The organism is Streptomyces sp. NPDC032198, from assembly GCF_040636975.1.
Lineage (GTDB): Bacteria > Actinomycetota > Actinomycetes > Streptomycetales > Streptomycetaceae > Streptomyces.
Window position 1 is genome coordinate 557,951 of the sequence record NZ_JBEZVL010000004.1, and the last position, 26,177, is coordinate 584,127.

22 protein-coding genes are annotated in these 26,177 nt (G+C 70.4%); 4 read left to right on the forward strand and 18 right to left on the reverse strand.

Annotated features, from left to right (window positions below):
* Window positions 1–16 precede the first annotated feature (16 nt).
* Window positions 17–2,086: a SpoIIE family protein phosphatase gene (locus AB0E78_RS13625; protein ID WP_361831602.1), complete on the reverse strand. Its 2,070-nt coding sequence runs from the start codon at window positions 2,084–2,086 to the stop codon at window positions 17–19.
* 42 nt (window positions 2,087–2,128) lie between these two features.
* On the reverse strand, window positions 2,129–3,247 hold the full coding sequence (locus AB0E78_RS13630; RefSeq protein ID WP_361831604.1) for a DUF6777 domain-containing protein: 1,119 nt from the start codon (window positions 3,245–3,247) through the stop codon (window positions 2,129–2,131).
* A 124-nt stretch (window positions 3,248–3,371) separates the two neighbouring features.
* Here AB0E78_RS13630 and AB0E78_RS13635 point away from each other — a divergent pair, with 124 nt between their 5' ends.
* On the forward strand, window positions 3,372–4,790 hold the full coding sequence (locus AB0E78_RS13635; protein WP_361831606.1) for a lipase maturation factor family protein: 1,419 nt from the start codon (window positions 3,372–3,374) through the stop codon (window positions 4,788–4,790).
* Here the strand turns inward: AB0E78_RS13635 and AB0E78_RS13640 are convergent.
* The 8 genes from AB0E78_RS13640 to AB0E78_RS13675 are packed head-to-tail and all read right to left on the reverse strand — an operon-like array spanning window position 4,774 to window position 12,798.
* A complete protein-coding gene (locus tag AB0E78_RS13640) occupies window positions 4,774–5,661 on the reverse strand; it encodes an amidohydrolase family protein (protein WP_361831608.1) in 888 nt (295 codons plus the stop codon). The genes AB0E78_RS13635 and AB0E78_RS13640 overlap by 17 nt on opposite strands.
* On the reverse strand, window positions 5,646–5,960 hold the full coding sequence (locus tag AB0E78_RS13645; protein WP_361831610.1) for an L-rhamnose mutarotase: 315 nt from the start codon (window positions 5,958–5,960) through the stop codon (window positions 5,646–5,648). The genes AB0E78_RS13640 and AB0E78_RS13645 overlap by 16 nt, the downstream gene beginning before the upstream one ends.
* The gene (locus AB0E78_RS13650) at window positions 5,957–6,952 is read right to left on the reverse strand and encodes an aldo/keto reductase (protein ID WP_361831612.1); all 996 of its coding nucleotides are present in this window, start codon (window positions 6,950–6,952) and stop codon (window positions 5,957–5,959) included. Before AB0E78_RS13650 ends, AB0E78_RS13645 begins: the two co-directional genes overlap by 4 nt.
* A 5-nt stretch (window positions 6,953–6,957) precedes the next feature.
* Complete coding sequence (locus tag AB0E78_RS13655; RefSeq protein ID WP_361831613.1) at window positions 6,958–7,722, reverse strand: SDR family oxidoreductase; 765 nt, start codon at window positions 7,720–7,722, stop codon at window positions 6,958–6,960.
* Window positions 7,719–9,059, reverse strand: a complete 1,341-nt coding sequence (locus tag AB0E78_RS13660) for an L-fuconate dehydratase (RefSeq protein WP_361831615.1) — start codon at window positions 9,057–9,059, stop codon at window positions 7,719–7,721. The genes AB0E78_RS13655 and AB0E78_RS13660 overlap by 4 nt, the downstream gene beginning before the upstream one ends.
* Before the next feature lie 49 nt (window positions 9,060–9,108).
* The gene (locus AB0E78_RS13665) at window positions 9,109–10,152 is read right to left on the reverse strand and encodes an ABC transporter permease (RefSeq protein ID WP_361831617.1); all 1,044 of its coding nucleotides are present in this window, start codon (window positions 10,150–10,152) and stop codon (window positions 9,109–9,111) included.
* On the reverse strand, window positions 10,145–11,704 hold the full coding sequence (locus AB0E78_RS13670; RefSeq protein ID WP_361831619.1) for a sugar ABC transporter ATP-binding protein: 1,560 nt from the start codon (window positions 11,702–11,704) through the stop codon (window positions 10,145–10,147). Before AB0E78_RS13670 ends, AB0E78_RS13665 begins: the two co-directional genes overlap by 8 nt.
* 8 nt (window positions 11,705–11,712) lie before the next feature.
* Window positions 11,713–12,798, reverse strand: a complete 1,086-nt coding sequence (locus AB0E78_RS13675; RefSeq protein WP_361831621.1) for a sugar ABC transporter substrate-binding protein — start codon at window positions 12,796–12,798, stop codon at window positions 11,713–11,715.
* A gap of 210 nt (window positions 12,799–13,008) precedes the next feature.
* Here AB0E78_RS13675 and AB0E78_RS13680 point away from each other — a divergent pair, with 210 nt between their 5' ends.
* The gene (locus tag AB0E78_RS13680) at window positions 13,009–13,710 is read left to right on the forward strand and encodes a FadR/GntR family transcriptional regulator (RefSeq protein ID WP_361831623.1); all 702 of its coding nucleotides are present in this window, start codon (window positions 13,009–13,011) and stop codon (window positions 13,708–13,710) included.
* Window positions 13,711–13,790: 80 nt separating this feature from the next.
* Here AB0E78_RS13680 and AB0E78_RS13685 read toward each other — a convergent pair whose 3' ends face one another.
* From AB0E78_RS13685 to AB0E78_RS13710, 6 genes are all read right to left on the reverse strand, one after another.
* Window positions 13,791–14,162, reverse strand: coding sequence for a VOC family protein (locus AB0E78_RS13685; protein ID WP_361831625.1), 372 nt, complete (start codon window positions 14,160–14,162; stop codon window positions 13,791–13,793).
* Window positions 14,163–14,407: 245 nt separating this feature from the next.
* Window positions 14,408–17,431, reverse strand: a complete 3,024-nt coding sequence (locus AB0E78_RS13690; protein WP_361831781.1) for a glycoside hydrolase family 38 C-terminal domain-containing protein — start codon at window positions 17,429–17,431, stop codon at window positions 14,408–14,410.
* Window positions 17,432–17,541: 110 nt separating this feature from the next.
* Window positions 17,542–18,783, reverse strand: a complete 1,242-nt coding sequence (locus AB0E78_RS13695; RefSeq protein ID WP_361831783.1) for a glycosyl hydrolase — start codon at window positions 18,781–18,783, stop codon at window positions 17,542–17,544.
* A gap of 124 nt (window positions 18,784–18,907) precedes the next feature.
* Window positions 18,908–19,753 carry a carbohydrate ABC transporter permease gene (locus tag AB0E78_RS13700; protein WP_361831784.1) on the reverse strand — a complete coding sequence of 282 codons (846 nt, stop codon included), beginning with the start codon at window positions 19,751–19,753 and terminating at the stop codon, window positions 18,908–18,910.
* 95 nt (window positions 19,754–19,848) lie between these two features.
* Window positions 19,849–20,784 (reverse strand): sugar ABC transporter permease, encoded by a 936-nt coding sequence (locus AB0E78_RS13705; RefSeq protein WP_361831627.1) that lies wholly within the window; start codon window positions 20,782–20,784, stop codon window positions 19,849–19,851.
* A gap of 23 nt (window positions 20,785–20,807) precedes the next feature.
* Window positions 20,808–22,091 carry an extracellular solute-binding protein gene (locus AB0E78_RS13710; protein ID WP_361831786.1) on the reverse strand — a complete coding sequence of 428 codons (1,284 nt, stop codon included), beginning with the start codon at window positions 22,089–22,091 and terminating at the stop codon, window positions 20,808–20,810.
* A gap of 274 nt (window positions 22,092–22,365) precedes the next feature.
* Between AB0E78_RS13710 and AB0E78_RS13715 the strand changes: the two genes are divergently transcribed.
* Together AB0E78_RS13715 and AB0E78_RS13720 are read left to right on the forward strand one after the other, a co-directional pair.
* The gene (locus AB0E78_RS13715) at window positions 22,366–23,382 is read left to right on the forward strand and encodes a LacI family DNA-binding transcriptional regulator (protein WP_361831629.1); all 1,017 of its coding nucleotides are present in this window, start codon (window positions 22,366–22,368) and stop codon (window positions 23,380–23,382) included.
* Window positions 23,383–23,443: 61 nt separating this feature from the next.
* A complete protein-coding gene (locus tag AB0E78_RS13720; RefSeq protein WP_361831631.1) occupies window positions 23,444–23,908 on the forward strand; it encodes a hypothetical protein in 465 nt (154 codons plus the stop codon).
* Between the two features lie 33 nt (window positions 23,909–23,941).
* Here AB0E78_RS13720 and AB0E78_RS13725 read toward each other — a convergent pair whose 3' ends face one another.
* Both AB0E78_RS13725 and AB0E78_RS13730 read right to left on the reverse strand, forming a co-directional pair.
* Window positions 23,942–24,340, reverse strand: coding sequence for a nuclear transport factor 2 family protein (locus AB0E78_RS13725; protein ID WP_361831633.1), 399 nt, complete (start codon window positions 24,338–24,340; stop codon window positions 23,942–23,944).
* Between the two features lie 124 nt (window positions 24,341–24,464).
* Window positions 24,465–26,129: an alpha-L-fucosidase gene (locus AB0E78_RS13730; protein ID WP_361831635.1), complete on the reverse strand. Its 1,665-nt coding sequence runs from the start codon at window positions 26,127–26,129 to the stop codon at window positions 24,465–24,467.
* Between the last annotated feature and the right edge of the window lie 48 nt (window positions 26,130–26,177).

The window sequence follows — 26,177 nt, forward strand, 5'->3', positions numbered from 1 at the left end:
CGTCATCAGCTCGCCCCTAACCCTGGCTCTCCCGCGGGGGCACGACGAACTCGCACCACACGCACTTGCCGCTGCCCCGCGACTCGACGCCCCAGGCGTCCGCGAGCATGTCCACCAGCAGCAGCCCGCGCCCCGACACTCCCGATTCCCCCGCCTCCCGGCGGCGCGGCAGGGCGCTGGAGGAGTCCTCGACCTCGACGCGCAGGCGCCGGTCGGTGCCGCTGACGACCCGCAGGGTCACGACCGCCGCGCCGTCGGTGTGCATCAGCGCGTTGGTGATCACCTCGTCGGCCACCAGCTCGACCTCGTCGGTGCGCTCCCGGGCGCCCCAGGCGCGCACCGCGGCCCGGATCATGTGCCGGGCCTCGGCCAGTGCCTCCGGGTCCCCGGGGCCCACGTGCTGCTGGAGGCGGCCGCCGGAGCGGGGCGCGTCGTTCGGGCGGCGGCGCATGAGGAGCAGCGCCGCGTCGTCCTCGCCGCCCCGCTCGTCCACGATCCCGCAGAGCCGGTCGGCGAGCTGCTGGAGGTCGCGCGGGCCCGAACAGGCGAGCTCGCCCAGGGCGCGCAGACCGTCGTCGAGGTCGGCGCCCGGCTCCTCGATGAGGCCGTCGGTGAAGAGCAACAGGGTCTGGCCCGCGTCGAGTTCGAAGGTGGTGACCGGATATTCGAGACGGCCGAACTCGGCCGAGAGGCCCAGCGGGAGACCGCCGTCGACCGGCACCCTGCGGCAGCTCCCGTCGGTCTGCTGGACGAGCGGGTCGATATGGCCGGCCCGCACGAGCTGGACCATGCCCGACGACAGGTCGGCCTCCGCGTAGAGGCAGGTGGCGAAGCGTTCGGTGTCCAGCTCGTGCAGGAAGCCCGAGGCGCGGGCCATGACGGTGGCCGGTGTGTGCCCCTCGGCGGCGTAGGCGCGCAGCACGATGCGCAGCTGGCCCATGACGGCCGCCGCGTGGGTGTCATGGCCCTGTACGTCGCCGATGACCGCCCCGACGCGACCGCCGGGCAGCGGGATCACGTCGTACCAGTCGCCGCCGATGTCCCGGCCGAGCGCCGCCGAGCGGTAGCGGACCGCGATGTCGGCGCCGGGCACGCCGGGGATGGTGCGCGGCAGCATCGCCTGCTGGAGTCCCTGGGCGAGGTCCTTCTCCTGCTCGTAGAACATGGCGCGCTGCAGGCTCTGCGCGATGCCGCTGCTCAGGGCGACCAGGACGTCGCGCTCCTCCTCGGTGAAGCCGGTCTTGTCCTGGTAGAGCAGGCCGAGCACGCCGATCGGCCTGGCCTGCGCGATCAGCGGCAGATACGCGGCCGATGTGATGCCCAGCTTGTCGATGTGCGGCCACAGGTCGGGGTACGAGGCCGCGAACTCGGCCGCCGTCTCGATGAAGCGCGGCGAGAGCGTGCGCACGACGTCGCTCATCGGGTAGCGCTCGTCGATACGCGTGAACTTGGTGCCCGGCACGAAGCTGCCCACGGGTCCCTCGGCGACCAGCCGGATCCGCCCGGCCTCGACCAGGCCCATGACCAGATTCGACGCGCCCAGGTGCGCGAGGCCGTGGGTGTCCTTGAGTACGTCGATGACGTCCCGGACGGTGCGGGCGTGCGCGAGGGCCGCCGTGGTGCCCTGCACGATGCTCGTACGGCGGCGGCGGTCCTCCTCCTCGTCGGCGCGCTGCTGGCGGGCCGAGCTGTCGCGAAGCTCCTGGGTGGCGTCACGGACGATGCCCACGATGCGGTACGGCCGCCCCGTCCCGTCCCGGTGGATGAACCCCTGGGTATGGGTCCAGCGCAGGCCGCCCGCGCGCAGCCGTACCCGGAAGTAGACGCCGTAGGTCTCGCTGCCGTCCTTCAGCGCGCGCGAGACGAGGGCGTCCAGACGGTGGGACTCGACCGCGGAGACCCGGATGGCGAGGCTCTCCGGATGGCCGTCGAACTCGTCGGCCCGCAGGTCGAAGACGTCCAGTGCCGAGGCGTCGAAATGCAGCAGGCGGCTGTCGAGGTCCCAGTCGAAGCAGCCTGTGCGGTTGGACGCCAGGATCGACCGTGGATCCGCTGGCCAGTCGTCCGGCAGTGGCGTGGGCGTCATGACACTTCATGATTCTTCGCTGTCGGGCCCGAGCGCGCACGCTCAGCCGCTCGGCGTGGGCGTCGGACAGCCGGGCGGGATCCCGGACGGGGAGCCGGTGGGCGGCTCCGTGCCCGTGGCGGGAAGGGGCGTGGGGCAGTCCGTGGAGGTGCTGCCCCGGTCGCTGGGCGTATCGCTGCCACTGGGGGTGTCACTGCCGCTCGGCGAGTCGCTGTCGCTGGGTGAGTCGCTGTCGCTCGGAGTGTCACTGTCCCTGGGCGAGTCGCTGTCGCTGGGCGTGTCGCTGTCACTCGGCGTGTCACTGCCGCTCGGGGTGTCGCTGTCGCTCGGGTCGGTCGGGGACGGCGTGGTCGGGGTGGGGGTCGGCGTGGGGGTCGGGTGCGGCGGCGGCACCGTGTGGTCCTTGCCGCCGTCCTGGTCGCCGATCTTCCGCTCGATCCAGGTGTTGTCGACGATGTTCACGATGGTGATGTTCACGATGATCTTTGGGGCCGGAGTCACCACCACGACCTGCGCCGGGCGGTAGCCCGACCACGCTTTGCCCTGATGGCTCGGGGTGCCCTTGAGCGCGACCGGCGGCTTCAGGGGGTTCCCGCAGGCGCACCGCACGCGGGGCAGCCCCCGGTTGTCGACGAGGACGGCGGTGCCCGTCTGGAGCACGGACTGGAAGCCGGTGGCGGCGCCGTCGCGGTAGCCGTGGTTGGTGACGCGGGTGTCGGCCCGCAGCACGACCGGCGTCAGGCCGCGCAGGAAGCCGGGGATGTCGGCCTGGGCGATGCCCGACGCCTGGGCGAAGGCGCGGCCCTTGCTCTGATCGGCGGTGAGGAAGCGGACCTGGGCGGCGACGTCGCAGCTGCTCACGGAGTGCGTACCGCCGTAGAGCCCGGGTGTACCGCCCGAGAGGGAGCGCACGTCCTGGGCCGTGGGCGAGGAGGTTCCGCTCGGCGAGGGTTGCTGCGAACGGGTGACGGGCGAGGGGGTCGCCGTGGACGTCGCCGTGGAGTCGGTGAACGGGTCGGGGCCCTGGGCGGCGACCGGCTGCATGAACAGCTCGGAGCCGCCGTCGGCGGAGTTCTTGTCGCCTCCGCCGGAGCATCCCGCGACGGCGAGGGCCGCGGATATCGCGAAGGCCGTCGCATAGGTCCTGGTGGGCACACGCACCGCGTTCTCCCGCCTACTATCGGGCACTTTGCCCCATTCTCTGAGGCAGGCGCAGCCGGTGCGCAAGCCGGGCGGGGGGTCGAGCCCGGAGGGAGCCGGTCCGGTCAGGGCGCAAGATGGCCTTGTGGAGTGGTTCACAGCGGATCAGTACTGGCTCGGCCGCCTCGTCTTCCAGCGGGCTCTCGCCGCGGTCTACCTCGTCGCGTTTTTGGGCGCGGCGCTGCAGTTCCGGGCGCTGATCGGGGAACGCGGCATGCTGCCGGTGCCGCGCTACGTCCGGCGCGTGCCGTTCCGCCGGGCGCCGAGCCTCTTCCAGCTGCACTACTCGGACCGCTTCTTCGCCCTCGTCGCATGGTCGGGCTGTGCCTGCGCGGTCGCGCTGCTCGCGGGCGCCGACGGCCTCCTCCCCCTGTGGGGCGGCATGCTGCTGTGGGTGGTGCCGTGGGCCCTGTACCTGTCGATCGTGAACGTGGGGCAGACCTGGTACGGCTTCGGCTGGGAGTCACTGCTGCTCGAGGTGGGTTTCCTCGCTGTCTTCCTCGGCAACGACGAGACGGCGCCGCCGGTGCTCGTCCTCTTCCTGCTGCGCTGGGTGCTGTTCCGCGTCGAGTTCGGGGCCGGGCTGATCAAGATGCGCGGCGACGCGTGCTGGCGGGGGCTCACCTGCCTGTACTTCCACCACGAGACACAGCCGATGCCGGGCCCGCTGAGCTGGTTCTTCCACCATCTGCCGCGGCCGGTCCACCGGATGGAGGTCGCGGCGAACCACTTCACCCAACTCGTCGTGCCCGTCCTGCTGTTCACGCCCCAGCCGGTCGCCACTGCCGCCGCCTGCCTGATGATCGTCACCCAGCTGTGGCTGGTCCTTTCGGGGAACTTCTCCTGGCTGAACTGGATGACGATCGTGCTCGCCGTGTCCGTCGTGGACCTGGGCGGCGCGGGGACACCGTCGACGTCGCCCGCCGCCCCGCTCTGGTACGAGGTGGTCGTCATCGCGGTGACGGCCCTGGTCCTGGGGCTGAGTTACCGGCCCGCGCGCAATCTGTTCTCGCGCCGGCAGATCATGAACTCCTCCTTCGACCCGCTGCATCTCGTCAACACGTACGGCGCGTTCGGCAGCGTCAGCCGCGTCCGCCAGGAAGTGGTCATCGAGGGGACGGCGGACACGGCACCCCGCCAGGACGCGGAGTGGCGGGAGTACGGGTTCAAGGGCAAGCCCGGCGATGTGCGCCGCTGGCCACGGCAGTTCGCGCCCTACCATCTGCGGCTGGACTGGATGATGTGGTTCGCCGCGCTCTCCCCCGCCTACGCGCGCTCGTGGTTCGGCCCGCTGGTGGAGCGGCTCCTGGACGGTGACCGGGACACGCTGCGGCTGCTGGGCCACGTCCCGTTCCCGCCGGACGCGCCTCCCGCGTACATCCGCGCCCGCCTCTACCGCTACCGCTACACGACCTGGCGTGAGCTGCGGGAGACGGGCGCCTGCTGGGAGCGGACATACGTGCGGGAGTTCTGGCCGCCGACCCGGGTCAGCCCACGACGCTGAGCCGGGGCGGCCGGAGGCGGTAGACGCGGGTCGCGGTCCCGGCGAACAGCGCGGCGCGTTCGGTGGCGCTCAGCGCGTCGGTCAACTCCCTTGCTGCCTCGACGACTTCCGCGTACGTGGCGGCCAGGGTGCAGACGGGCCAGTCCGATCCGAACATCAGCCGGTCGGGGCCGAAGGCCTCCAGGACGGTGTCCGCGTACGGGCGCAGGTCGTCCACCGTCCAGGCCTTCGGGTCGGCTTCGGTGACCAGGCCGGAGAGTTTGCAGACGGTGTTGGGGAGCGCGGCGAGCGAGCGTACGGCCCCCGCCCAGGGTTCGAGGGCGCCGGACGCGATGGGCGGCTTGCCCACGTGGTCAAGGACGAAGGTGAGTTCGGGGTGCTCCTGAGCCGCCTTGACACAGGCCGGGAGCTGATGGGGCAGGACCACGAGGTCGTAGGCGAGGCCCGCCGTGCCGACCGCGGCCAGGCCCCGGCGCACGTCGGGCCGCAGCAGCCACTGCGGGTCGGGCTCTGACTGGACTTGATGCCGGATGCCCACAAGGTGCTGGCCGCCCGGGAGTTGACGTATTGCGGCGAGCACGTCGGGGACATCCGGGCGGGTGAGGTCGGTCCATCCGACGACGCCCGCCACGAGGTCGCCCTCCGCGGCCAGGGCGAGGAACTCCGGGGTCTCCTCGGCGGCGGTGACCGTCTGGACGAGCACGGTCGCGCCGACGCCCGCGGCACGCGCATCGGGCAGAAGGTCGTCAAGGGAGAAGTTCCGGCGGATCGGGGCGAGCGCCTCACCGGTGATCCATTCCTGGTCGCGTGCGGAGAGGTCCCACACATGGTGATGGGCGTCGACGATTCCCGGTGTCACGGCAGCTCCCATACGACGGGCAGTCCCGCGTCCGCGCCCTCGGCCGAGTAGTCGTGGACGACGTCCAGCAACTCGGCCATGCGGGCCTGCCAGGCGATGTTGACCGGCAACTTGTCCAGCTCCGCGAGCATACGGGCGTAGTCCTCGCACTCCAGGACGTGGAAGAGGTCGGTGCCGTCGCGCCAGATCGTCCAGGAGGTGGCGCCCGCCGCGCGGATGGCGGCGACCAGCTCGGCGGGCACCTCGCGGTGCGCGGCGTCGTACTCGGCGAGGCGGTCGGCGCGGACCTTGGTGTGCAGGGCGATTCTCACGCGGGGTCCTCTCCGGGGACGGGTGTGCCGAGGGGCAGCAACCCTTCGGCGCGGGCTTCCTTCCAGAAGTCGTCGGGGACGGCGGTTGCGAACTGTGCTGCCGCGTCCCGGACTTCGTGGGGTGATCGGGCTCCGACGAGGACGGTGGCGACCGCCGGGTGGGCGAAGGGGAAGGCCAGCGCGGCGGCGCGCAGCGTGATGCCGTGCCGTTCCGCCATCGCCTTCAGGTGGCAGGCGCGGTCCACCAGAGCCCGGGGCGCGGTCGTGTAGTCGTAGGTCGCGCCGGGCCCGGGGGCAGCGAGCAGGCCCGAGTTGAAGACGCCCCCGATCACCACCGCCTTGCCGTGCTCGTGCGCGGCGGGGAGCAGGTCGGTCAGGGCGCTCTGGTCCAGGAGCGTGTAGCGGCCCGCGCACAGCACGGTGTCGACGTCCGTGTCACGGACGAAGCGGGTGAGCATCGCCGTCTGGTTCATGCCCGCGCCGATCGCGCCCACGACACCTTCGGAACGCAGCCGCTCCAGGGCCGGATACCCCTCACGGAAGGCCTGCTCCGCGTGGTCGTCCGGGTCGTGGAGGTAGACGACGTCGACGCGGTCGAGGCCGAGCCGGGTCAGGCTCGCCTCCAGGGAGCGGCGGATGCCGTCCGCGCTGAAGTCCCAGACGCGGCGGTGCGTGGCGGGGACGGCGAAACCGTGGGCGAGGTCGTCGCCCACGGGCCGCTCCACCGCTTCGAGGAGGCGGCCCGCCTTGGTGGAGAGCGTGTACGACTCCCGGGGGCGTGTCCGCAGTGCCTGGCCCACCCGGCGTTCGGACAGGCCGATGCCGTAGTGCGGTGCCGTGTCGAAGTACCGGATGCCCGCGTCCCACGCGGCGTCGAGCGCCGCGGCGGCCTCCTCGTCGGTGATCGGGGCGTAGAGGTTGCCGAGTCCGGCGGCGCCGAAGGACAGCTCGGTCACCTCGACGCCGCCGGGTCCGATGCCGCGCCGGGCCATGCCGCTCACTGGCCGGCCGGCCGGAGCCGCAGGCCCTGCATGCCGCCGTCGACGGCGAGCGCGGTGCCTGTGGTGGCGCCGGAGAGCGGGCTCGCCAAGTAGGCTATGGCGCCCGCGACTTCGGCCGCCGAGACGAGGCGCCCGGTGGGTTGGCGGGCCGCGAGCGCGGCGCGTTCGGCCGCCGGGTCGGGCGCGGCGTCCAGGAGGCGGCCGACCCACGGGGTGTCGACGGTGCCGGGGTTGACGCAGTTGACGCGCACCCCTTCGCGTACGTGGTCCGCGGCCATGGCGAGCGTCAGGGAGAGCACCGCGCCCTTCGACGCCGAGTACAGGGCGCGCTGCGGGAGGCCCGCGGTGGCGGCGATCGAGCAGGTGTTGACGATCGCCGCATGGGTGGAGACGCGCAGGTGCGGCAGGGCGGCGCGGGTGGTGCGGACGATCCCGAGGACGTTCACGTCGAGCACCTGGTGCCACTGGGCGTCGTCGTTGTCCTCGACGGTGCCCTGCGCGCCGATCCCGGCATTGTTGATCAGTACGTCGAGTCCGCCGAGGCCGGCCACCGCGGCGGCGACGGCTTCGCGCATCGAGGCGTCGTCGGAGACGTCGGCGCGGTATCCGGTGAGCGGCTTCTCCACGGCGCTCGGGTCGAGGTCGAGCACGGCGACCTGGGCGCCGCGCCCGGCGAGCAGCTCGGCGGTGGCCCGGCCGATGCCGGCGGCTCCGCCGGTGACCAGGGCCTTCAGGCCCTCGAAGTCCTGGGCGTCCGTCATGCGGCTGCTCCTTTGCCCTGTGCGAGGTCGGCGGCCCAGAAGGCGCCGCCCGGGTAGGTGAATTCGGCGAGGGACTCGGCCCGCATGGTGGCCGAGAAGCCCGGTGCGGTGGGCGCGACGTAGTGGCCCTCGCGCAGTACGACCGGGTCGATGAAGTGGTCGTGGAGGTGGTCGACGTACTCGATGACGCGGTTCTCGGTGGTCCCGGTCAGCGCCACGTAGTCGAACATCGACAGGTGCTGGACGAGTTCGCACAGACCGACGCCGCCCGCGTGCGGGCAGACAGGGACGCCGAACTTGGCGGCGAGCAGCAGGATCGCGAGATTCTCGTTGACGCCGCCGACGCGGGCGGCGTCGATCTGCAACACATCGATCGCGCCTGCCTGGAGGAGCTGCTTGAAGACGATGCGGTTCTGCACGTGCTCGCCGGTGGCGACCTTGACCGGGGCGACCGCCGTGCGGATCGCCGCGTGACCGAGGACGTCGTCGGGGCTGGTGGGCTCCTCGACCCAGTACGGGTCGAACTCCGCGAGGGCACGCGTCCATTCGACGGCCTCGCCGACGTTCCAGCGCTGGTTGGCGTCGATCGCCATCCGGATGCCGGGTCCGATCGCCTCGCGGGCGGTGCGGCAGCGGCGTACGTCGTCCGCCAGGTCCGCGCCGACCTTCAGCTTGATCTGGGTGAAACCGTCCGCCACGGCCTGGCGGGCCAGGCGGGTCAGCTTCTCGTCGCTGTAGCCGAGCCACCCCGGCGACGTCGTGTAGCCGGGGTATCCGCGCTCGCGCAGCAGGACCTCACGCTCGGCGGACCCGTGTCTGCCCGCCTGGAGGAGGTCCAGGGCCTCTTGCGGGGTGAGGGCGTCGGCGATGTAGCGGAAGTCGATCTGGGAGACCAGCCACTGGGGTTCGGCGTCCGCGAGGAAGCGCCACAGCGGCTTGCGCGCGCGCTTGGCCGCCAGGTCCCACAGCGCGTTGACGACGGCGCCGATCGCCATGTGCATCACGCCCTTCTCCGGTCCCAGCCAGCGCAGTTGGCTGTCCCCGATGAGGTCGCGGTTCAACGTCCCCGGATCGGCGCAGACGTCCTCGACGGACCGGCCGAGCACGTGGTGGCGCAGCGACTCGATCGCGGCGACCTGGACGTCGTTGCCGCGCCCGATGGTGAAGGTGAAGCCGTGCCCCTCCAGGCCGTCGTCGGCGTCGGTGCGAAGGACCACATAGGCGGCGGAGTAGTCGGGGTCCGGGTTCATCGCGTCGGATCCGTCCAGCTCCCGCGAGGTCGGGAACCGTACGTCATAGGTGTCAACCGCGGTGATGCGGGCGGGAGTCGGGGACACAGGAGGCCTTTCCGGAAAGGGGCAAGGAGACGGGGAACCCGGAGCGGGGTCAGTCCTGTGCGCGGCCGGTGGTGACGCGCGCGATCATCAGGGCGACCAGGATGATTCCGCCGTAGATGGCCTGGATCCAGAAGGACGGCACCTGGGCGAGAGTGAGCAGGTTCTGTACGACGCCGAGCAGCAGGACGCCGGTGAGGGCGCCGAACATGGTGCCCTTGCCGCCGTCGAGGCTGATGCCGCCGATGACCGCGGCCGCGAACACGGTGAAGATCATGTTCTGGCCCTGGTTGGCGTTGATCGCGCCGACGTAACCGGTCTGCATGAGCCCGCCGACGGCGGCTAGGCATCCGGCGACGATGAACACGCCGAGCATCACGCGCTCGACGCGGATGCCGGCCGCGCGTGCCGCGTCCGCGTTGCCGCCGATGGCGTACAGGGCGCGTCCCACGCGGTGGTACTTGAGGACGAAGCCCGCGACGCCGAAGGAGACGGCGGCCAGCCACACCGAGAGCGGGATGGTCAGGAACGTCGAGGTGGCGAGGGTGTAGAAGGCCTCGGGCATGCCGAAGAGCGTCTTGCCCTTGGTCGCGCCGACGAGCAGTCCGCGCAGCACGATCAGCATGGCGAGCGTCACGATGAACGCGTTGAGCTTGAGCTTCACCACGAGGATGCCGTTGAAGGCGCCGATGGCCGCGCCGACGACGAGGATCGCGAGCAGCGACACCGCGACGGGCATCTCGGTGCCGAATCCGGCCTGCGCGGCGGGCAGCACGAGCAGCGCGCCGAGGGCGGGCGCGATGCCGACGACCGATTCGAGGGACAGGTCGAACTTGCCGGTGATGAGGACGAGCGACTCGGCGAGCACGACCATCGCGAGGGCGGCGGAGGCGCCGAGGATGGAGATGAGGTTGCGCTCGGTGAGGAACGAGTCGTTCACCAGCGTGCCGAGCAGCATGAGCAGCAACAGGGCGGGAACCAGGGCGAGTTCGCGTGCCCTCCGCAACAGCACGGAGCGTGCCTGGGCTCGGGCGTTGTCGGTCTTCGCGGTCAGGTCCGGTGCGGTCGAGGCCGACGGGGCCTTCGTGTCAGCCACGGTCACTCACTCCTTGCGCTCCTTCGGTTTCTTCCACGCCCTCGATCGATGCGATCAGCTCGTGGTCGTGCCAGCCCGCTACGTGCTCGGCGGCCACCCGGCCGTGGAAGAGGACCAGGACGCGGTCGCAGCGCCGCAGGTCGTCCAGCTCGTCGGAGACGACGAGGACGGCGGTGCCGTCCTCGCGGGCGTTGTCCATGCGGGCGAGCAGTGACTCCTTGGACTTCACGTCGACGCCCGCGGTGGGGTTGATGAGGACGAGGAGCCGCGGGTCGGAGGCCAGGGCGCGCGCCATGACGACCTTCTGGGCGTTGCCGCCGGAGAGGTCGGACACCGGCTGGTCCGGTCCCTCGGCGTGGATGTCGAGGCGGTCGATCAGCTCCTCGGCGAAGCCCCGCTTGCGCTCGGTGCGGACGAAGCCGTACTTCCCGAGCCGGTCGAGCACGGTCATCGTGGCGTTGTCGCCGATCGTCATCCCGAAGACCAGGCCCTGGTCGTGCCGGTCGCGCGGTACGCAGCCGACGCCGGCCCGCAGCGTGGCGGTGACGTCCCCGAACGGCAGTCGCCTGCCGTCGAGTCGGGCGCTGCCGCCGGTCGGCATGTGCAGCCCCGCGAAGGTCTCCGCGAGGTTGATCTTGCCGCTGCCGCTGGAACCGGCGAGGCCGACGACCTCGCCCTTGCGGACGGTGAGGTCGATGTTCTCGTACGACTCGCTGGTGAGGCCCGTGACGTCGAGCATCACCGGGGCGTCGGCGGGGACCTCGGTGCGGGCGACGGACTCCTCGGCGGCCTCCTTCTCCCGCAGGGCCTCCCCCGCCATCGCCTCGACCAGGGCCGCGCGTGGCAGGTCGGCCACGGGCGCGGTGGTGATCCAGCGGGCGTCCCGCAGGACCGTGACGGTCTGGCACACCTCGTACACCTCCTGGAGGTGGTGCGAGATGAAGAGGAAGGTCACGCCGGATTCCTGGAGCGCCCGCATGCGCGTGAAGAGCCGTTCGATCTCCCGGTTGTCAAGCTGCGCGGTGGGCTCGTCCAGGACGATGAACCGCGCCCCGAAGCTGAGCGCCCGCGCGATCTCGACCATCTGCCGGTCCTCGACCTTGAGGTCGGCGGTCCGTGCGTCCGGGTCGACCCGGACGTCCCAGGTGTCGAGCACCTCGGCGGCCTGGGCGCGCAGCTTGCGCCAGCTGATGAAGCCGCCGCGCCCTTCGGGCTGCCGGTTGATGAAGAGGTTCTCGGCGACGGTGAGGTCGGGCACCACGGTGGGCTTCTGGTAGACGCAGGCAACCTTGCGGCGCCAGGCGTCGCGGTCGGCGAGCGCGGGCGCCGGTTCGCCGTCGAAGAGGACGGTGCCCGCGTCCGGGGTCTGGAGGCCGGTGAGGATGGTGACGAGGGTGGACTTGCCCGCGCCGTTGCGGCCGACGAGGGCGTGGGACTCACCGGGCAGGACGGTCAGTTGACCGTCCTGCAGCGCGACGGTGGGTCCGTACCGCTTGGCTATGCCGGCCGCTTCGACGAGCGGCGTCGGCCCCGGAGCCGGGGACTTGGTCATCGGCGTACTCATTTGACCGTGTTGCCCCACAGCTTGGAGTCGTCCACGTTCTCCTTGGTGACCAGTGGAGCGGGCAGCTGGTCCTCGAGGATGCCGCTGGGCAGCTTCACGATCTTGGAGTCATGGTCGGTCGGGCCCGGCTTGAACTTCTTCCCGTTCATCGCGGCCTTGATGTAGTACATCCCGTACTTGGCGTACGCGTCGGCGGGCTGCGAGACGGTGGCGTCGATCTGGCCCTTGCGGATGGCGTCGAACTCCTGCGGGATGCCGTCGTTCGAGATGACGGTGATGTGCCCCTTCTCGCCCGCCTTCTTCAGCATTCCCTTGGACTTCAGGGTCTGCAGGGTGGGGGCGAGGTAGACGCCGCCGGCCTGCATGTAGATGCCCTTGATGCCGGGGTTGGAGTTGAGCAGCGTGTCCAGCTTCGACGCGGCCGTGTCGGACTCCCACTTGGCGGGGATCTCCAGGACCTTGAGCCCCGGGTACTTCTTCTTCACGCAGGTGCGGAACGCCTCGGAGCGCTCACGGCCGTTGACGGAGGCGAGGTCTCCCATGATCTGGACGACCTTGCCCGTCTTGACCTGGTCACCGAGGTAGTCGCAGGCCTTTTCGCCGTACGCGACGTTGTTGGCCCGTACCACCATCGCGACCTTGCCCTTCTCGGGGGCGACGTCGACGGCGACCACGGGCACGCCCTTGCGTTCGGCCTGGTCGAGTCCGGCGGAGATCGCGGCGCTGTCGAGGGGCGCGACGACGAGGCCCTTGACCCCCTGATTGAGCTGGTTGTTGATGTCGGTGATCTGCTGCGAGGGGTCGCTGTTGGAGTTGACCGTCTTGTTCGTGTCGACGTCCTCGGACTTCGCCATCTTCGGCACGTAGTCGTTGTACGACTGCCAGAACGGCGAGGTCAGCAGGGGCAGGATCACCCCCACCTTGCCCTCGCCGCCCCCTTCGCCGCCCGCGGGCGCCGCGCTGTCCTTCGTACTGCCGCATGCCGTGAGCACGAGGGACGCGCAGGCGGCCGCGGCGGCGATCCGCACCATCCGCGAAGTCCCCGCCCTGCTGCTCCTGTTGCGCACTGTTCTGCCGGCCATCTGACGGCTCCTCATCGAGCGTGAACGGACGAAGTCCTGGCGAGTCCTGGTGAGTTCTGGTGCGTCCTAGCGACTGATGGGCGAATATTTATCAGACCACTTGGTGCTCACAACACCCCTCGGCGCCAAGTTTTCCTGCTTTCAGGCCGTAGTGGTCCGACCACATCTCTGATTAGACTGCGGCGCACTCGGCTAGTGGAGGAGCGTTACGTGGACCAGACCGCCCCGCAGAAGGGCACCGTGACCGGGCGGGCCATCGAGCAGATCAAGGCGATGATCGGCGAGGGCAGGCTGGAGCCGGGTGAACGCCTGCCCACAGAAAGGGACTTGGCCACCCAACTGGGCATCTCGCGCAGTTCGATGCGCGAGGCGATCCGCGCGCTGACGGTGATGGGGGTCCTGGAAGCCCGGCACGGTTCGGGCATCTACGTCACGCAGCTGGAGGCCGGGGATCTCCTGGAGACGTTCGGCGTAGTGGCCGACCTGTCGCGCGGCCCGCGTCTGGTGGAGCTCCTGGAGGTACGCAGAGTCCTTGAGTCCACGGCTACGGCGTTGGCGGCGGCACGCATCTCGCCCGACCAACTGGCCGACGTGGAAAAGCACTTGGAGGCGATGAACGCCACGGAGGACCCCGAGGAGATCCTCTCCCACGACCTGGCGTTCCACCGCACGATCGCCTTCGCGGCGGGCAACGACACGATGGCGGCCATCCTGGAGGGCCTGTCGTCCCGCACGTTCCGCGCCCGGGTATGGCGCGGCTACCAGGAAGAGGGCGCCTTCGAACGCACCCGCCGGGAGCACGCGCGCATCCACCGCGCCCTGGTGGCCCGAGACCCGGAGGCGGCAAGGGCCGCGGCGGCGGCGCACGTGGGAGAGGTGGAGGACTGGCTGCGGGGGCAGCTGGACGAGTAGGCGCCTTGCGACGGACGGGCTCCCGTCCCTCCGGCGGGCGTTCCACCACCGGCGGCCCACCTGGGCGCGGCTCCTGGCTGCTAGTCGATGAGGGTTCTCTTCGGGCGGACCACGCAGAACTCGTTCCCTTCCGGGTCGGCAAGGACGGTCCAGGACTCCGCGCCGCTCTGTCCGACCTCGGCCCTGCGCGCCCCGAGCGCGAGCAGCCGCTCGATCTCGGTCTCCCGGTCCTGCGCACCGGACGTCAGGTCGAAGTGCAGACGATTCTTGACGACCTTGCGTTCTCTCACCGGCATGAAGCAAATGCCCATCGGCGCGGTCTCATCGGGCCCGATCACGACCTCCCGCTCCCGCTCGGACAGAATCCGCCAGCGCAGCGCCTCGGCCCAGAAGCGGGCCAGGGCGGGCAGATCATGGGCGTCGATGACGATGTGATGCAGGGATACGGGCATGTGGGCCAGTGTGCGCCGGAAGCGGGGGTTCAGCCGTCGGTCAGGGTCTGTTCCACCCGTCCGACAAAAGTGCGGGTCAGTTCGTGCAGCCGGGCTTCGTACACACCGTGCCCCCGGTGATCGGCAGTCTCAGGCACTCATCATGTGACACCTGGCCAGGCGGGTCACCCTCTGGCCTCCAACCCGTCCAAAACCAGGTGTCACTTCACCGGGGAGCACGACTTCCGCTCAGCGGGACAGCACCGTCACGCCCGCGTCAGCCGCAGCGTCACCAGCTCGAACGGCCGCAGCTTCAGGGCGATTCCGTCGCCCGAGCGCTCCGGCGACGCGGCGTCCGCGAGGGGGCGTTCCAGGAGGTCCGTCACCTCGACGGAGCCGACCGGGAAGCCCGCGGCCAGCGTCGCCTTCGCGCGCCCGCCCTGTGCCTCGTGGAAGCGGACGACCACGTCGCCGCTGCCGTCGTCGGCGAGCTTGACCGCCGTAACGACGACCGCGTCATTGTCGACCGTCACCAGCGGAGCCACCTCGGCGCCGCCCGTGAGCTCCCGCTCGGGCAGGTTGATCCGGTAGCCCTCCCGCACCGCGTCGCCGATCCCGGCCCCCGGCACCAGCGCGTGCCGGAAGCGGTGGACGCCCTGGTCCGTCTCGGGGTCGGGGAAGCGCGGGGCGCGCAGCAGCGAGGCACGGACCGTCGTCGTCGTACCGGAGTCCGAGGCACGGACCGTGCGGGTCACGTCGTGGCCGTACGTCGAGTCCGTGACAAGCGCTACGCCCCAGCCCGGCTCCTCCATGTGCACGAAGCGGTGGTTGCAGGCCTCGAACTTGGCGGCCTCCCAGCTCGTGTTGGTGTGCGTGGCCCGGTAGAAGTGACCGAACTGCGTCTCCGAGGCGTACCGCTCCGCGTGGACGTCCAGCGGGAACGCCAGCTTCAGGAACTTCTCCGTCTCGTGCCAGTCGACCTCGGTCTCGATGTCCAGGCGCGTGGAGCCCGGCGTCAGGGACAGCACCTGCGTCAGGCGCGAGGCGCCGAAGCTGCGTACGACACGGACCGAGGCGCCGTCCTCACCGGGCTCGACCGCGTCCGCCTCGGTGAGATCGGTGACCGTGTTCCGGTAGAACTCGTCGACGTCCCACGCGTCCCACATGTTCGGGAAGTCCGCGTGGATCTGCGGCAGGTTCGCCGCCCGGCCGGGTGCGACGGCCTCCCGGTCGCCCACGATGTCGTACGCCGAGACGACGAGCCCGCGTGCGTCGATCTCGACCCGCAGCAGACCGTTGTCGAGGACGTAGCCGCCGTCGGCGCGCGAGGCGATCGCCGACTGTCCGTCGACGGTGGCGGGCCGCGCGCCGCCCGCGGGAACCCCGTCCCGGGTGTGCGGGGCCGAGTTGAAGACGAGCGTGCCTGTGCCGCCCTCCCCGGCAAGCGCCCGCTGGGCCGCGTCGATGATGCCGTTCAGCTCGTCGGCGACCGCCGCGTACGTCGCGCGGGCCTCCCGGTGCACCCAGGCGATGGACGAGCCGGGCAGGATGTCGTGGAACTGGTGGAGCAGGACCGTCTTCCAGATGCGGTCCAACTCCTCGTAGGGGTAGGAGAATTCCGGCGAACGGACGGCTGCCGTGGCCGCCCAGAGCTCCGCCTCACGCAACAGGTGCTCGCTGCGGCGGTTGCCCTGCTTGGTGCCCGCCTGGCTGGTGAGCGTGGCGCGGTGGAGCTCCAGATACAGCTCGCCCACCCAGACAGGGGCGTTGGGGTACTCCGCCTCCGCCTTCTCGAAGAAGGCCGCCGGGGTCTCCCACTCGACGGTCGCCGAGCCCTCCAGGTCACGCAGGCGTCCCGCCTTCGCGATCATCTCGCGGGTGGTGCCACCGCCGCCGTCGCCCCAGCCCGTCGGGGCGAGGGAGTGCCGGGCGACTCCCTTGTCCTTGAAGTTCTTCGCCGCGTGGGCGATCTCGCTGCCCTTCATGGAGCAGTTGTAGGTGTCGACGGGCGGGAAGTGCGTGAAGATGCGGGTCCCGTCGATGCCCTCCCAGTTGAAGGTGTGGTGCGGGAAGCGGTTGGTCTGCGACCAGGAAATCTTCTGCGTCAGCAGCCACTTGGAGCCCGCCGCCTTGATGATCTGCGGCAGCCCGGCCGCGAAGCCGAAGGTGTCGGGCAGCCACGCCTCGTCGTTCTCGATACCGAACTCGTCGAGGAAGAACCGCTTGCCGTGCACGAACTGACGGGCCATCGCCTCCGAGCCCGGCATGTTCGTGTCCGACTCGACCCACATACCGCCCGCGGGCACGAACCGCCCGTCGGCGACCGCCTTCTTGACCTTGGCCCACACCTCGGGCCGGTGCTCCTTGACCCACGCCCACTGCTGGGCCTGCGACATCGCGAAGATGAAGTCCGGCTCGTCCTCGATGAGTGCGGTCATGTTGGACGTCGTACGCGCGACCTTGCGCACCGTCTCGCGCAACGGCCACAGCCAGGCGGAGTCGATGTGCGCGTGGCCGACGGCGCTGATGCGGTGGGCCGAGGGCTCGGCGGGGGTGGTGAGGACGCCTTCGAGCTCGGCGCGGGCCGCGGCGGCGGAGCCGTTCACGTCCTGGAGGTCGACGGCGTCCAGGGCGCGGCCGATGGCGCGCACGAGGGCGTAACGGCGGCCGGAGTCCTCGGGCAGCTCCTGCATCAGCTCGCCGAGCACTTCGAGGTCGACGACGAGCTGCCACACGGTCTCGTCGAAGACGGCGAGGTCCATGCGGGCGAGCTTGTACTGGGGCTCGCTGCCGGCCGTCTCCTTGTCGCCGAGCTGGGTGGGCAGGAAGGGGTGGTAGTCGAGGATGACGGGGTTGGAGGCGGCCTCGATGTGCAGGTGAACGTCTTCGCCGCCGCTGGCTGGGGCGGCGATCCGCACCCACTGGTTGCGGGGGTTGAGGCCCTTCACCGGGGTGCCGTCGGGGCGGTAGACCAGGCCCTCGCACTGGAAGCCGGGCATGTTCTCGTCGAAGCCGAGGTCGAGGATGGCCTCGACTGTCTTCCCGGCCCACTCCTTCGGGACGGTGCCGGTCACCTGGAACCAGCTGGTGGACCAGGGGGCACCCCAGGGGGCGCCGACCTCGGTGGGTTCGGGGGTGGCCGCGAGACCCTCTTCTACTGGTACGGGCTCACCCGGGGCGGTCCATACGGCGACGTCCAGGGGGACGGACGCCGGGTAGACCGCCGGGCGGATGCGCTCGTCGAGAACGCGCTTGAGGCGGGCTTCTATGAGGGTGCGGTCGTCGTGCATGGGCTTCTCCGTGGTGTTGTTGGTGCGGGTGCGGGTGCGTGGGGGTGCGGTGTACATGATCTTGTCCCCAACCCCGCCCTTCCGGGCGGGGTTGGGGACAGGTCTTGGGCCTAGCCGACCTCCCCCGGCCGCACGACCTCCGTAATGCCCCGCGCAGCCAAGTGCGCCGAGTCCCCCGCCCGGCCGGCCAGCACGGTGGTGGGCCGCACCCCGTCCCCCACCAGCCTCATGAACGCCTCGAACACCGCTCCCCCAGGAGCACACGCGGACCGCACCGAGGCCGAGTCATCCACCACCACGGCAGTGGCCCGCACCGCAGGCGCGTACTCCCGCCCCCGCCACTCCTTCGCGAGCCGGGCCAGCGTCTCACCTCCCGGCTTGACCTGGCCTTCGTTGCTCAACAGGCCCAGGCTGTACTCGAGTTCGGGGAAGTCCGCCAGCGACCGCGACACGTCGTGCGAGCACCACCACGTCACCCCCCACACGTCCGCGCAGTCGAGCGCCGCCTCCACCGTCGCCTCGGTGAAGGACGCCGCGTGTTCGGCGGGGATGAGGGGAGCGGGCGCGCCCACCTCCTGGAGCCAGACCGGGCGGTGCGGATCGTCCGCCCACGCCTTGGACAGTTCGATCATGTACGCCGCGTGCTGCGCGGTGGCGACGCCTTCCCGCCCGTGCCGCTGGGCCGTTCCGTTGAACACCCAGGAGTGCACGGCGGTCACACCGCCAAGGCGGGCGGCCTGGGCCGGGGTGAAGGGCTGGTCGTCCTGGTACCAGGCTGCGTCGTACTCGGCGTGCAGATGCAGCTTGCCGGGAGCGCCTTCCTCGCACGCGGCAAGCACCCGGCGCAGCCACGCCTCCGCCTGGTCCTGTGTGATGCGGTCCGGGTCGGGGTGGGGGCCCGCCGAGAACTGGTTGACCTCGTTGCCGATGGTCATGCCGATGAAGTTCGGCCGGTCGGCCAGCGCGGCGGCCAGCGTGCGCAGGTACGTGGCCTCGCCCTCCACCACCTCCGGGTCGGTGAAGATGTTCCGCCGGTGCCAGGTCTGCGTCCACGCGGGCAGGAAGTCGAAGCTCGACAGATGCCCCTGGAGCCCGTCGACGTTAACGTCGAGCCCGCGCTCCCCCGCCGCGTCCGCGAGGGCGACGAGCTGCTCCACCGCGCGCGGCCGGATCAGGGTGCGGTTGGGCTGGAAGTACGGCCAGATCGGGAAGACCCTGATGTGGTCGAGGCCCAGCGCGGCGATCGCGTCGAGGTCGGCGCGCACCGCGTCGAGGTCGAAGTCCAGCCAGTGGTGGAACCACCCTTGGCTGGGCGTGTAGTTCGCGCCGAAGCGCGGCGCGCCGGACGGCACGGAAGACGCGGAGGGCACAGAGGGCACAGAGGGCACACGAGTCGTACGAGACATGCGAGTCCTGGTTCTCGGGGGTGTGGGGGGCCCGGTGCGGGCGGGACGGCAGCAGGCAGGGGGCGGCAGGTCAGCCCTTGACCGCTCCCTCGCCCACCCCGCGGAAGAAGTACCGCTGGAGACAGGCGAAGAGCACGATCAGCGGGAGTACGGCGATGACCGTGCCCGCGGCGACGAGCCGTTCGTCGTTGGCGAAGGTGCCGTGCAGGTAGTTCAGGCCGATGGTCAGGGTGAACCGGCTCGGGTCGCTCAGCACGATCAGCGGCCACAGGAAGTCGTCCCAGGCCCCCATGAAGGCGAAGATCGCCACCACGGCGAGCGTGCCCTTGACCGCGGGCAGGGCGATCCGCGTGAACCGCTGCCAGACGTTCGCGCCGTCGACGTACGCGGCTTCCTCGATCTCGTACGGCAGGTTCAGGAAGGCGTTGCGCATCAGCAGGACGTTGAGCGCGGAGACGCAGCCCGGCAGCAGCACCCCGATGAGGGTGTTGTTGAGGCCCAGCTCCCGCATCGTCGTGAACTGGGCGATGATGATGCCCTCCACGGGCACCAGCATGGCCAGGATGAAGACGAGCGTGGCCGCCCTGCGGCCCCGGTAGCGCAGGCGCGCGAGGGCGTAGCCGGCGAGGGTGGCGCCCACGCAGTTGGTCACCACGTTGGCGGCGGCCACCTTCAGGGAGTTGAAGGCGTAGTCCCAGACGGGGATGGTGTCGGCGACGCGCTCGTAGTTGTGGAAGGTCGGGCTGCTCGGCAGGAACTTGGGCGGGGAGCTGAAGATGTTCTCGTGCGGGCCCTTGAGGGAGGTGGAGAGCTGCCAGAGGAAGGGCCCGATCATCAGCGCCAGTACGGCGAGCAGGAGCACGTAGCGCAGGATGATCTCCCACACGGGCATCCTGCGGCCGTTCTCGTCGGTGATCCGCCCGCGGCTGCGGGAGCCGTCCTTCCGGCCCTTCCGCGCCGCCTTCTCCGACTTCGCCGTCTGCTCGGCCTTGCGCGTGTCCGTCGCGGTGCTCACGCGTCCTCCTTCCGGTCCGCGCGCAGCACGAGCAGCATCAGCGCGACGGTGACGATGAAGACGACGACCGAGATGGCCGACGCGTACCCGACGCGGCCGGTCAGGCCGGTGCCGACGCGCTGCACCAGCATCACGAGCGTGGTGTCCTCGCCCGCGGGGCCGCCGTTGGGCCCTGCCATCAAGTAGACCTCGGTGAACACCTTGAACGCGGCGACCGAGGAGAGTGCGGCGACCAGGACCATCGTGGAGCGCACGGCGGGCACGGTGACCGTGAAGAAGCGGCGCACCGCGCCCGCGCCGTCCACCGATGCCGCCTCGTGGAGTTCACGTGGCACGTTGGCGAGCGCCGCCAGGTAAATGATCATGTAGTAGCCGAGGCCCTTCCAGACCGTCACGGCCATGGCGCTCAGGAGCAGCAGCCACTGGTCGCTGAGGAAGCCGACCGAGCCGACGCCCACGGCCTCAAGCACCGCGTTGACCAGGCCCCGTTCATCCAGCATCCACACCCAGATCAGGCCCACCACGACGATGGACGCGACCACCGGCGTGTAGAACGCCGACCGGAAGAAGGTGATGCCGGGGATGTGCTTCTGGACGAGCATCGCCAGCAGCAGCGGCAGCAGGACGAGCGCCGGGACGACCCCGACGATGTAGAGCGTCGAGTTGCGAAGCCCGATCCAGAACATGTCGTCGTGCAGCAGCTCCCGGAAGTTGTCCAGGCCGACGTACTCCCCCGGAATCAGGGTGCGCTTGTCGGTGAAGGAGTTGATGACCGTGCTGACGAACGGATAGAGGATGAAGATGCCGACGACCAGCAGCCCGGGGGCTGCGAACAGCCAGGGGCTGCTCGGGAGTTGACGCCTGATGCGGCGGCGGGGGCCGCGGTCGTCGGCGGGGGCACGGGGAACGGTGGCGGCGCTGGAGCTTTTCATGGTGGTGGTCCCGTGTCGTCTTCTCAGCTCTGCTTCAGCAGCCGGTCGCAGTTCTTGACAGCGTTGTCAAGTGCTTCCTTGGGACTCTGCTTGCCCTGCAGCGCCCGGGCGACGCCGTTGCGCAGCTCGATCTTCATCTGCTCGCTGAACAGCACGGGCGTGTAATTGACCGCGGTCTTCACGGACTTGGCGGCGGCGATCCGCACACGCGTGTCATCGGTGCCGTCCTGCTTGGTGAAGTACGGGTCGTCGAGCGAACCCTCCGTGCTGGGGAAGATCGCCACCTTCTTGGCGAAGGACATCTGGCGCTGCGCGTCCGTCACGTAGTGGGCGAACGCCACGGCGGCGGGCGTCTGCTTGGTGCGCGTGTTCACCATCACGCCCATCACGTACATGTTGTCCTTGCCGGTGTTGGTGATCTGCGGGGTGATCCCGATGTTCTTGTAGAGGCTGGGGGCGTCCTTCTTGAACTTGCCGAGGTCCAGGGCGCTTCCGGGGTTCATGGCGACGGCCTCGGTGAGGAACTTCTTGCCCGTCGACTCGGGCGTCGCGGTGAGCGCCTGGCCGTCCAGGGCCTTCGCGTCGTACAACTCCTTGTACTTGGTGAGGAGTTCGACGCCCTTGGGGCCGTTGAAGGTGAACTTGGTCCCGGCCTTGTCCATCAGCGGCACGCCGTAGCGCCCGAAGTCCTCGATGGTGGGGACGTTGGCGAGCGTGGCGGTCTTGCCCTTGGTCTCCTTCGACAGCTTCAGGGCGTCGTCGAAGAGCTGGTCGTACGTCGTCGGGGGCTTGTCGGCGTCGAGCCCCGCCTCCTTGAAGATCCGCTTGTTGTAGAAGAGCGGCCCGGTGTTCAGGTACCAGGGGAAGGCGTACGTGCCCTCCGTGCCCGGTATCTGGTGGCTCTTCCACGCACCCGGCAGGTACTCCTTCTCGTACTTCCCGGCGGCCTTGTCGAGGTCGAGCGCGAGACCGGCCTTGGCGAGCGGGGCCACCAGGTCGGGCGAGACGTTGACGACGTCGGGGAGGGTGCCGGCCGCGGCGTCGGCGCTGATCTTGTCGGCGTAGCCCTCGCCGGGCTGGTCGACCCAGTGCACCTTCGTGCCCGGGTACTTCTTCTCGAAGCCGTCGACGACGCCCTCGAAGTACGACTTGAAGTTCGCCTTCAGGTTCCAGGTCTGGAAGGTGATCTCGCCCTCGACCTTGCCTGACGCGTCGGTCGAACCGCCGCCGTCGCCTCCGTCACCGCAGGCGCTCAGCGGCAGGAGCACGGCGATGACGGCGGCAGCGGCGGCTGCCCTTCGGGGGATGCGGGGGTGATGGGAGATGCGCACGGTGAAACGGCTCCTTTGCTCGGCCCAGCGTGAGGCAGACCTTGCATGGAACTCCGGTAAAAAGTCAATGGATTCGTTTAACAATCCTGCACATCTCAACAACTCTGCAGGTCAGCGAGGTGTGTTGAACTTCTTGCGGGGATCGACTAAAGCGCTTTAGAGTGTGCTGACTCAAGCGCATTAGTATGCGCGCCAGAGGAAAGGGGCAACACCGGTGCAAGGCAAGCGGTCCCCGGCACGCCGGCCGACCATGAAGGACATCGCGCGCCGCGCCGGAGTCTCCGAGAGCGCCGTGTCCTTCGCGCTCAACGACCGGCCAGGAGTCTCCGACGTCACCCGCGACCGGGTTCGCCGGGTCGCCGAGCAGCTGGGCTGGCACCCGAGCACGGCAGCCCGCGCGCTGTCCGGTGAGGGCTCGGCGACGGTGGGGCTCGTGGTGGCGAGGCCCGCCGGGACACTGGGCGTCGACTCGTTCTTCCTGCAGCTCATCTCGGGCATCCAGGAAGTCCTGGCGGAGCGTCAACTGGGTCTGCTCTTCCAGGTGGTGGAGGACGTGACCGCCGAGTGCGCGGTCTACCAGCGGTGGTGGGCGGAGCACCGGGTGGACGGCGTCCTGGTCGTGGACCCGCGCACGGACGACCCCCGCCCGGCGCTCCTGGACGAGCTGGGGCTGCCCGCGGTGGTGACGGGCGGCGTGCCGGACCCGGAGGCGCACCACCCCAACCTCTCCACGGTCTGGGCGGACGACGCGGGCGCGATGGCGTCGATCGTGGACCACCTGCACGCCCTGGGCCACCGCCGCATCGTGCACATCGCGGGACTGCCCGGCCTCGCCCACACGGAACGGCGGATCCGCACGCTGCGGGCCGAGGCGGAGCGGCGCGACCTGTCGGAGGTCCGCTCGGTCACCACGGACTACTCGGACGCGGAAGGCGCCGCGGTGACACGGCGGGTGCTCTCCGCCGCGTCTCCGCCGACGGCGCTCGTGTACGACAACGACGTGATGGCCGTCGCCGGGGTCGCCGCGGCGGCCTCGCTCGGGTTCGCCGTCCCGGGAGACGTGTCAGTCATCGCGTGGGAGGACTCGGCGCTGTGCCGGATGGTGCACCCGTGGCTGACGGCACTCTCCCGCGACACGGTGTCCTTCGGCCGGACGGCGGCCCGCGAACTCCTGTCCCTCCTGGACGACGGCCCCGCGGCCACGGTCCAGGTACCGCTGCCCACGCTCATCGAGCGGGAGAGCACGGGAGGGGCGGCCGGAGGCTGAGCCGCCCCTGCTCACCCGGCCCGGCGGCAGGTCTGTCACACCCCGCCGTTACGGTGCCGGTATGGCGGACATCTACGAACTCTCGATCGCGCTGGACCTGCGTGACGAACTCTCCGGGGAAGAGATCGCCGAGCTCCGGTGGCATCTCGGCCTGGGCCCCCGCCCGGTGGAGCTGACCGTGGTGCGCGCGTTCCCTGTCGTGGTGGAGGACGACCGGGGCGAGCCGGTCACGGAGGACGACCCCGCGCCGCTCCTGGGGTGTCATGACACGGCCTCGAAGGCGGGCGGAGCGCTCACCTCGGTGCTGCTCCGGCGCGAGGGCGGCTGGGCGCTGACGGCTCGGCAGGAGGTCCACCCGGACGACTTCGACCGCGTCGGCGAACTGCTCACGTGGCTCGCGGCCAAGGCCGAGGGCCATCACGAGCGGTTCGACGGCTCCGTCCGTGTCGGCTGGACCAGGTTCCACGAGGAGGACAAGACCCACCCATTGACCGTATGCGGCGGCCGGGTCGGCTGGCCCTCATAGGCGCGCCTGTCAGGGCTTGTTCGTAAGCGTCGGTCAGGGCTTGTCATACCAGGAGAATGCCGTGATCCGCCAGCCGTCCGGGGTGCGGACGAACTGAATGGCCTTGGTGCCGCTCCCCTCGAACGGTTCGCCGTCCAGCGTCCCGGACTTGCGGTACGTGCCGAACCGCGAGGCGATGTCACCCTCGATCTCGGTCCGTTCGGACGTCTCCCACTCGGAGAAGTCGACCAACCGGCCGTCCCCCAGGAGGCGTTCGCGCGGCTCGATGAACTCCTCCACCGTGTAGACCCTGAAGTCGGGGCCGGTCACGACGATCACCCCGCCCGGGATCATCAGTCGACGGAGCCGGGCCACGTCGGCGGCCTTCCCGTCCCGGTTGTCGAAGGCGCCGAAGAACTCGGCGGTCACCGCGTCGATCTCGCTCCTGGACATGGCCGTGACGGTAACACCGGCTCGGAGTACGGGTCTTCGCCGGGCCCGGCCGGGGACCGGGAGCCACCGGGAGCCGTGCTCGTGGCGGGCGAGGCCGTCCACGGGCGCGGCTCCCGGCAGGCGCCTAAACCCGCGACCGGTACAGACCGAACTCCGCAAGGCGTACCGCCCCGCGCGACCCGGTCACGCGAAGCCGCCACTCCCGCGCCCGCACCGGCGTGGCCAGCGTCAGGACCCGGCTGGCCCCCACCGTGTCCACCTCGGTCACGAGGGACCACCCAGACCCGCCAGATCCGCCAGATCCGCCCGGAAGCCGCGCCTCGATCACTGCGTGCTCCAGTCGCTGCCCGCGCCGGATCTCCTCCCCCAGCCGGATCCGGTCGATCTCCCGCGCCTTGCCCAGGTCGACCGTGAGCGTCCCCCGGGAGGGCGCAGGGCACGCCCACGCCGTGTCCGGGTCGCCGTCGACCGCGTACGACGGGCGGCTGCCGTCACCGCGCGCCCGTGCACCCCGCGCGAGATCCTCCGGCAGTTCGCGCCCGATCCGTTCGCGGAAGTCCCGCAGGCGCGCCACGTCCGCCTCCGGGAGCAGGCCCCGGTCGTCCGGCGGGATGTTCAGGAGCAGCACGGAGTTCCTGCCCACGGAGCGGAACCAGATGTCCGTCAACTGCTCGACGGACTTGGGCTGTTCGTCCTCGTGGTAGAACCAGCCCGGCCTGATCGAGACGTCGCACTCCGCCGGCCACCACTGCACGTACTGGGCGACGGCCCGCGCCTCGGCGAGCGCCTCCCGGCTTCCCTGGTCGGGCGCGTCGTACTTCAGCGCGTAGTCGACACTGCCGTTCCCCGAGTCCTTGACGGGGACGACGCTCCACTCGTTCTCGCGCGCGAGCCCGCCCTCGTTGCCGACCCACCGGACGTCGGGGCCGCGCACGGCGACCGTCGCGTTCGGGGCCAGGGCACGGATGACCGCGTACCAGCTGTCCCAGTCGTACGTCTCGACCTTCTCCGGCGGGATGCGCCCCTGGGCCCCGTCGAACCACACCTCGTCGATGGGCCCGTACTCGGTGAGCACCTCGTAGAGCTGGTTGAGCATATGGGCGCCGTAGTCGGTCGCGTCGAGCGTGAAGGACCGTACGGAAGACTCGCCCGCCCGGTCGTCGCCCTCGACCGGCGTGGGAATGGTCCGCCGGGAGCGCGCGCTGCCGTTGGCGTAGACGCCATGCAGGTACTGGTTCTCGTCGGCGGGCGAGATGTAGACGCCCACCTTGATCCCGTGCCGCCGCAGGGAGCCGGCGAACGAGCGCAGGACGTCACCCTCCCCGGCTCGCCAACTGCTGCTCGCCACACTGTGCTTGGTGTAGCGGGACGGGTAGAGGACGAAGCCGTCGTGGTGCTTGACCGTGAGGATGGCGAGCTTGAATCCGCCGTCGCGCAGGGCCCGCGCCCACTGATCGGTGTCGAGTTCCGACGGCTGGAAGACATCGGGGTCCTCGTCGCCCGTGCCCCATTCGAGGCCGGTGAAGGTGTTGACCCCGAAGTGCAGGAACGCGGTCTGCTCAAGGCGTTGCCAGGCGATCTGCCGTTCCGTCGGCCGGACTTGGGACGCCTTGGCGACGACTTCGTCCGGGGAGTCCTTGGGGCCGATCGGGATGCGGTAGGGCGGTTCGGGGGCGGCGGCAGCGGCTGTCCCGATGGAGCCGGGTACCGCGAGGGCAAGGGAACTGCTCGACGCGGCGACCGCCGTGGTGACGGCGGCGGTCACGAAGAGGCGTCTGCTGACAGTCATGGGCGCGCGGGTCTCCCTGTCGGGTGTCGAAGGCAATCTCGAGGGGGC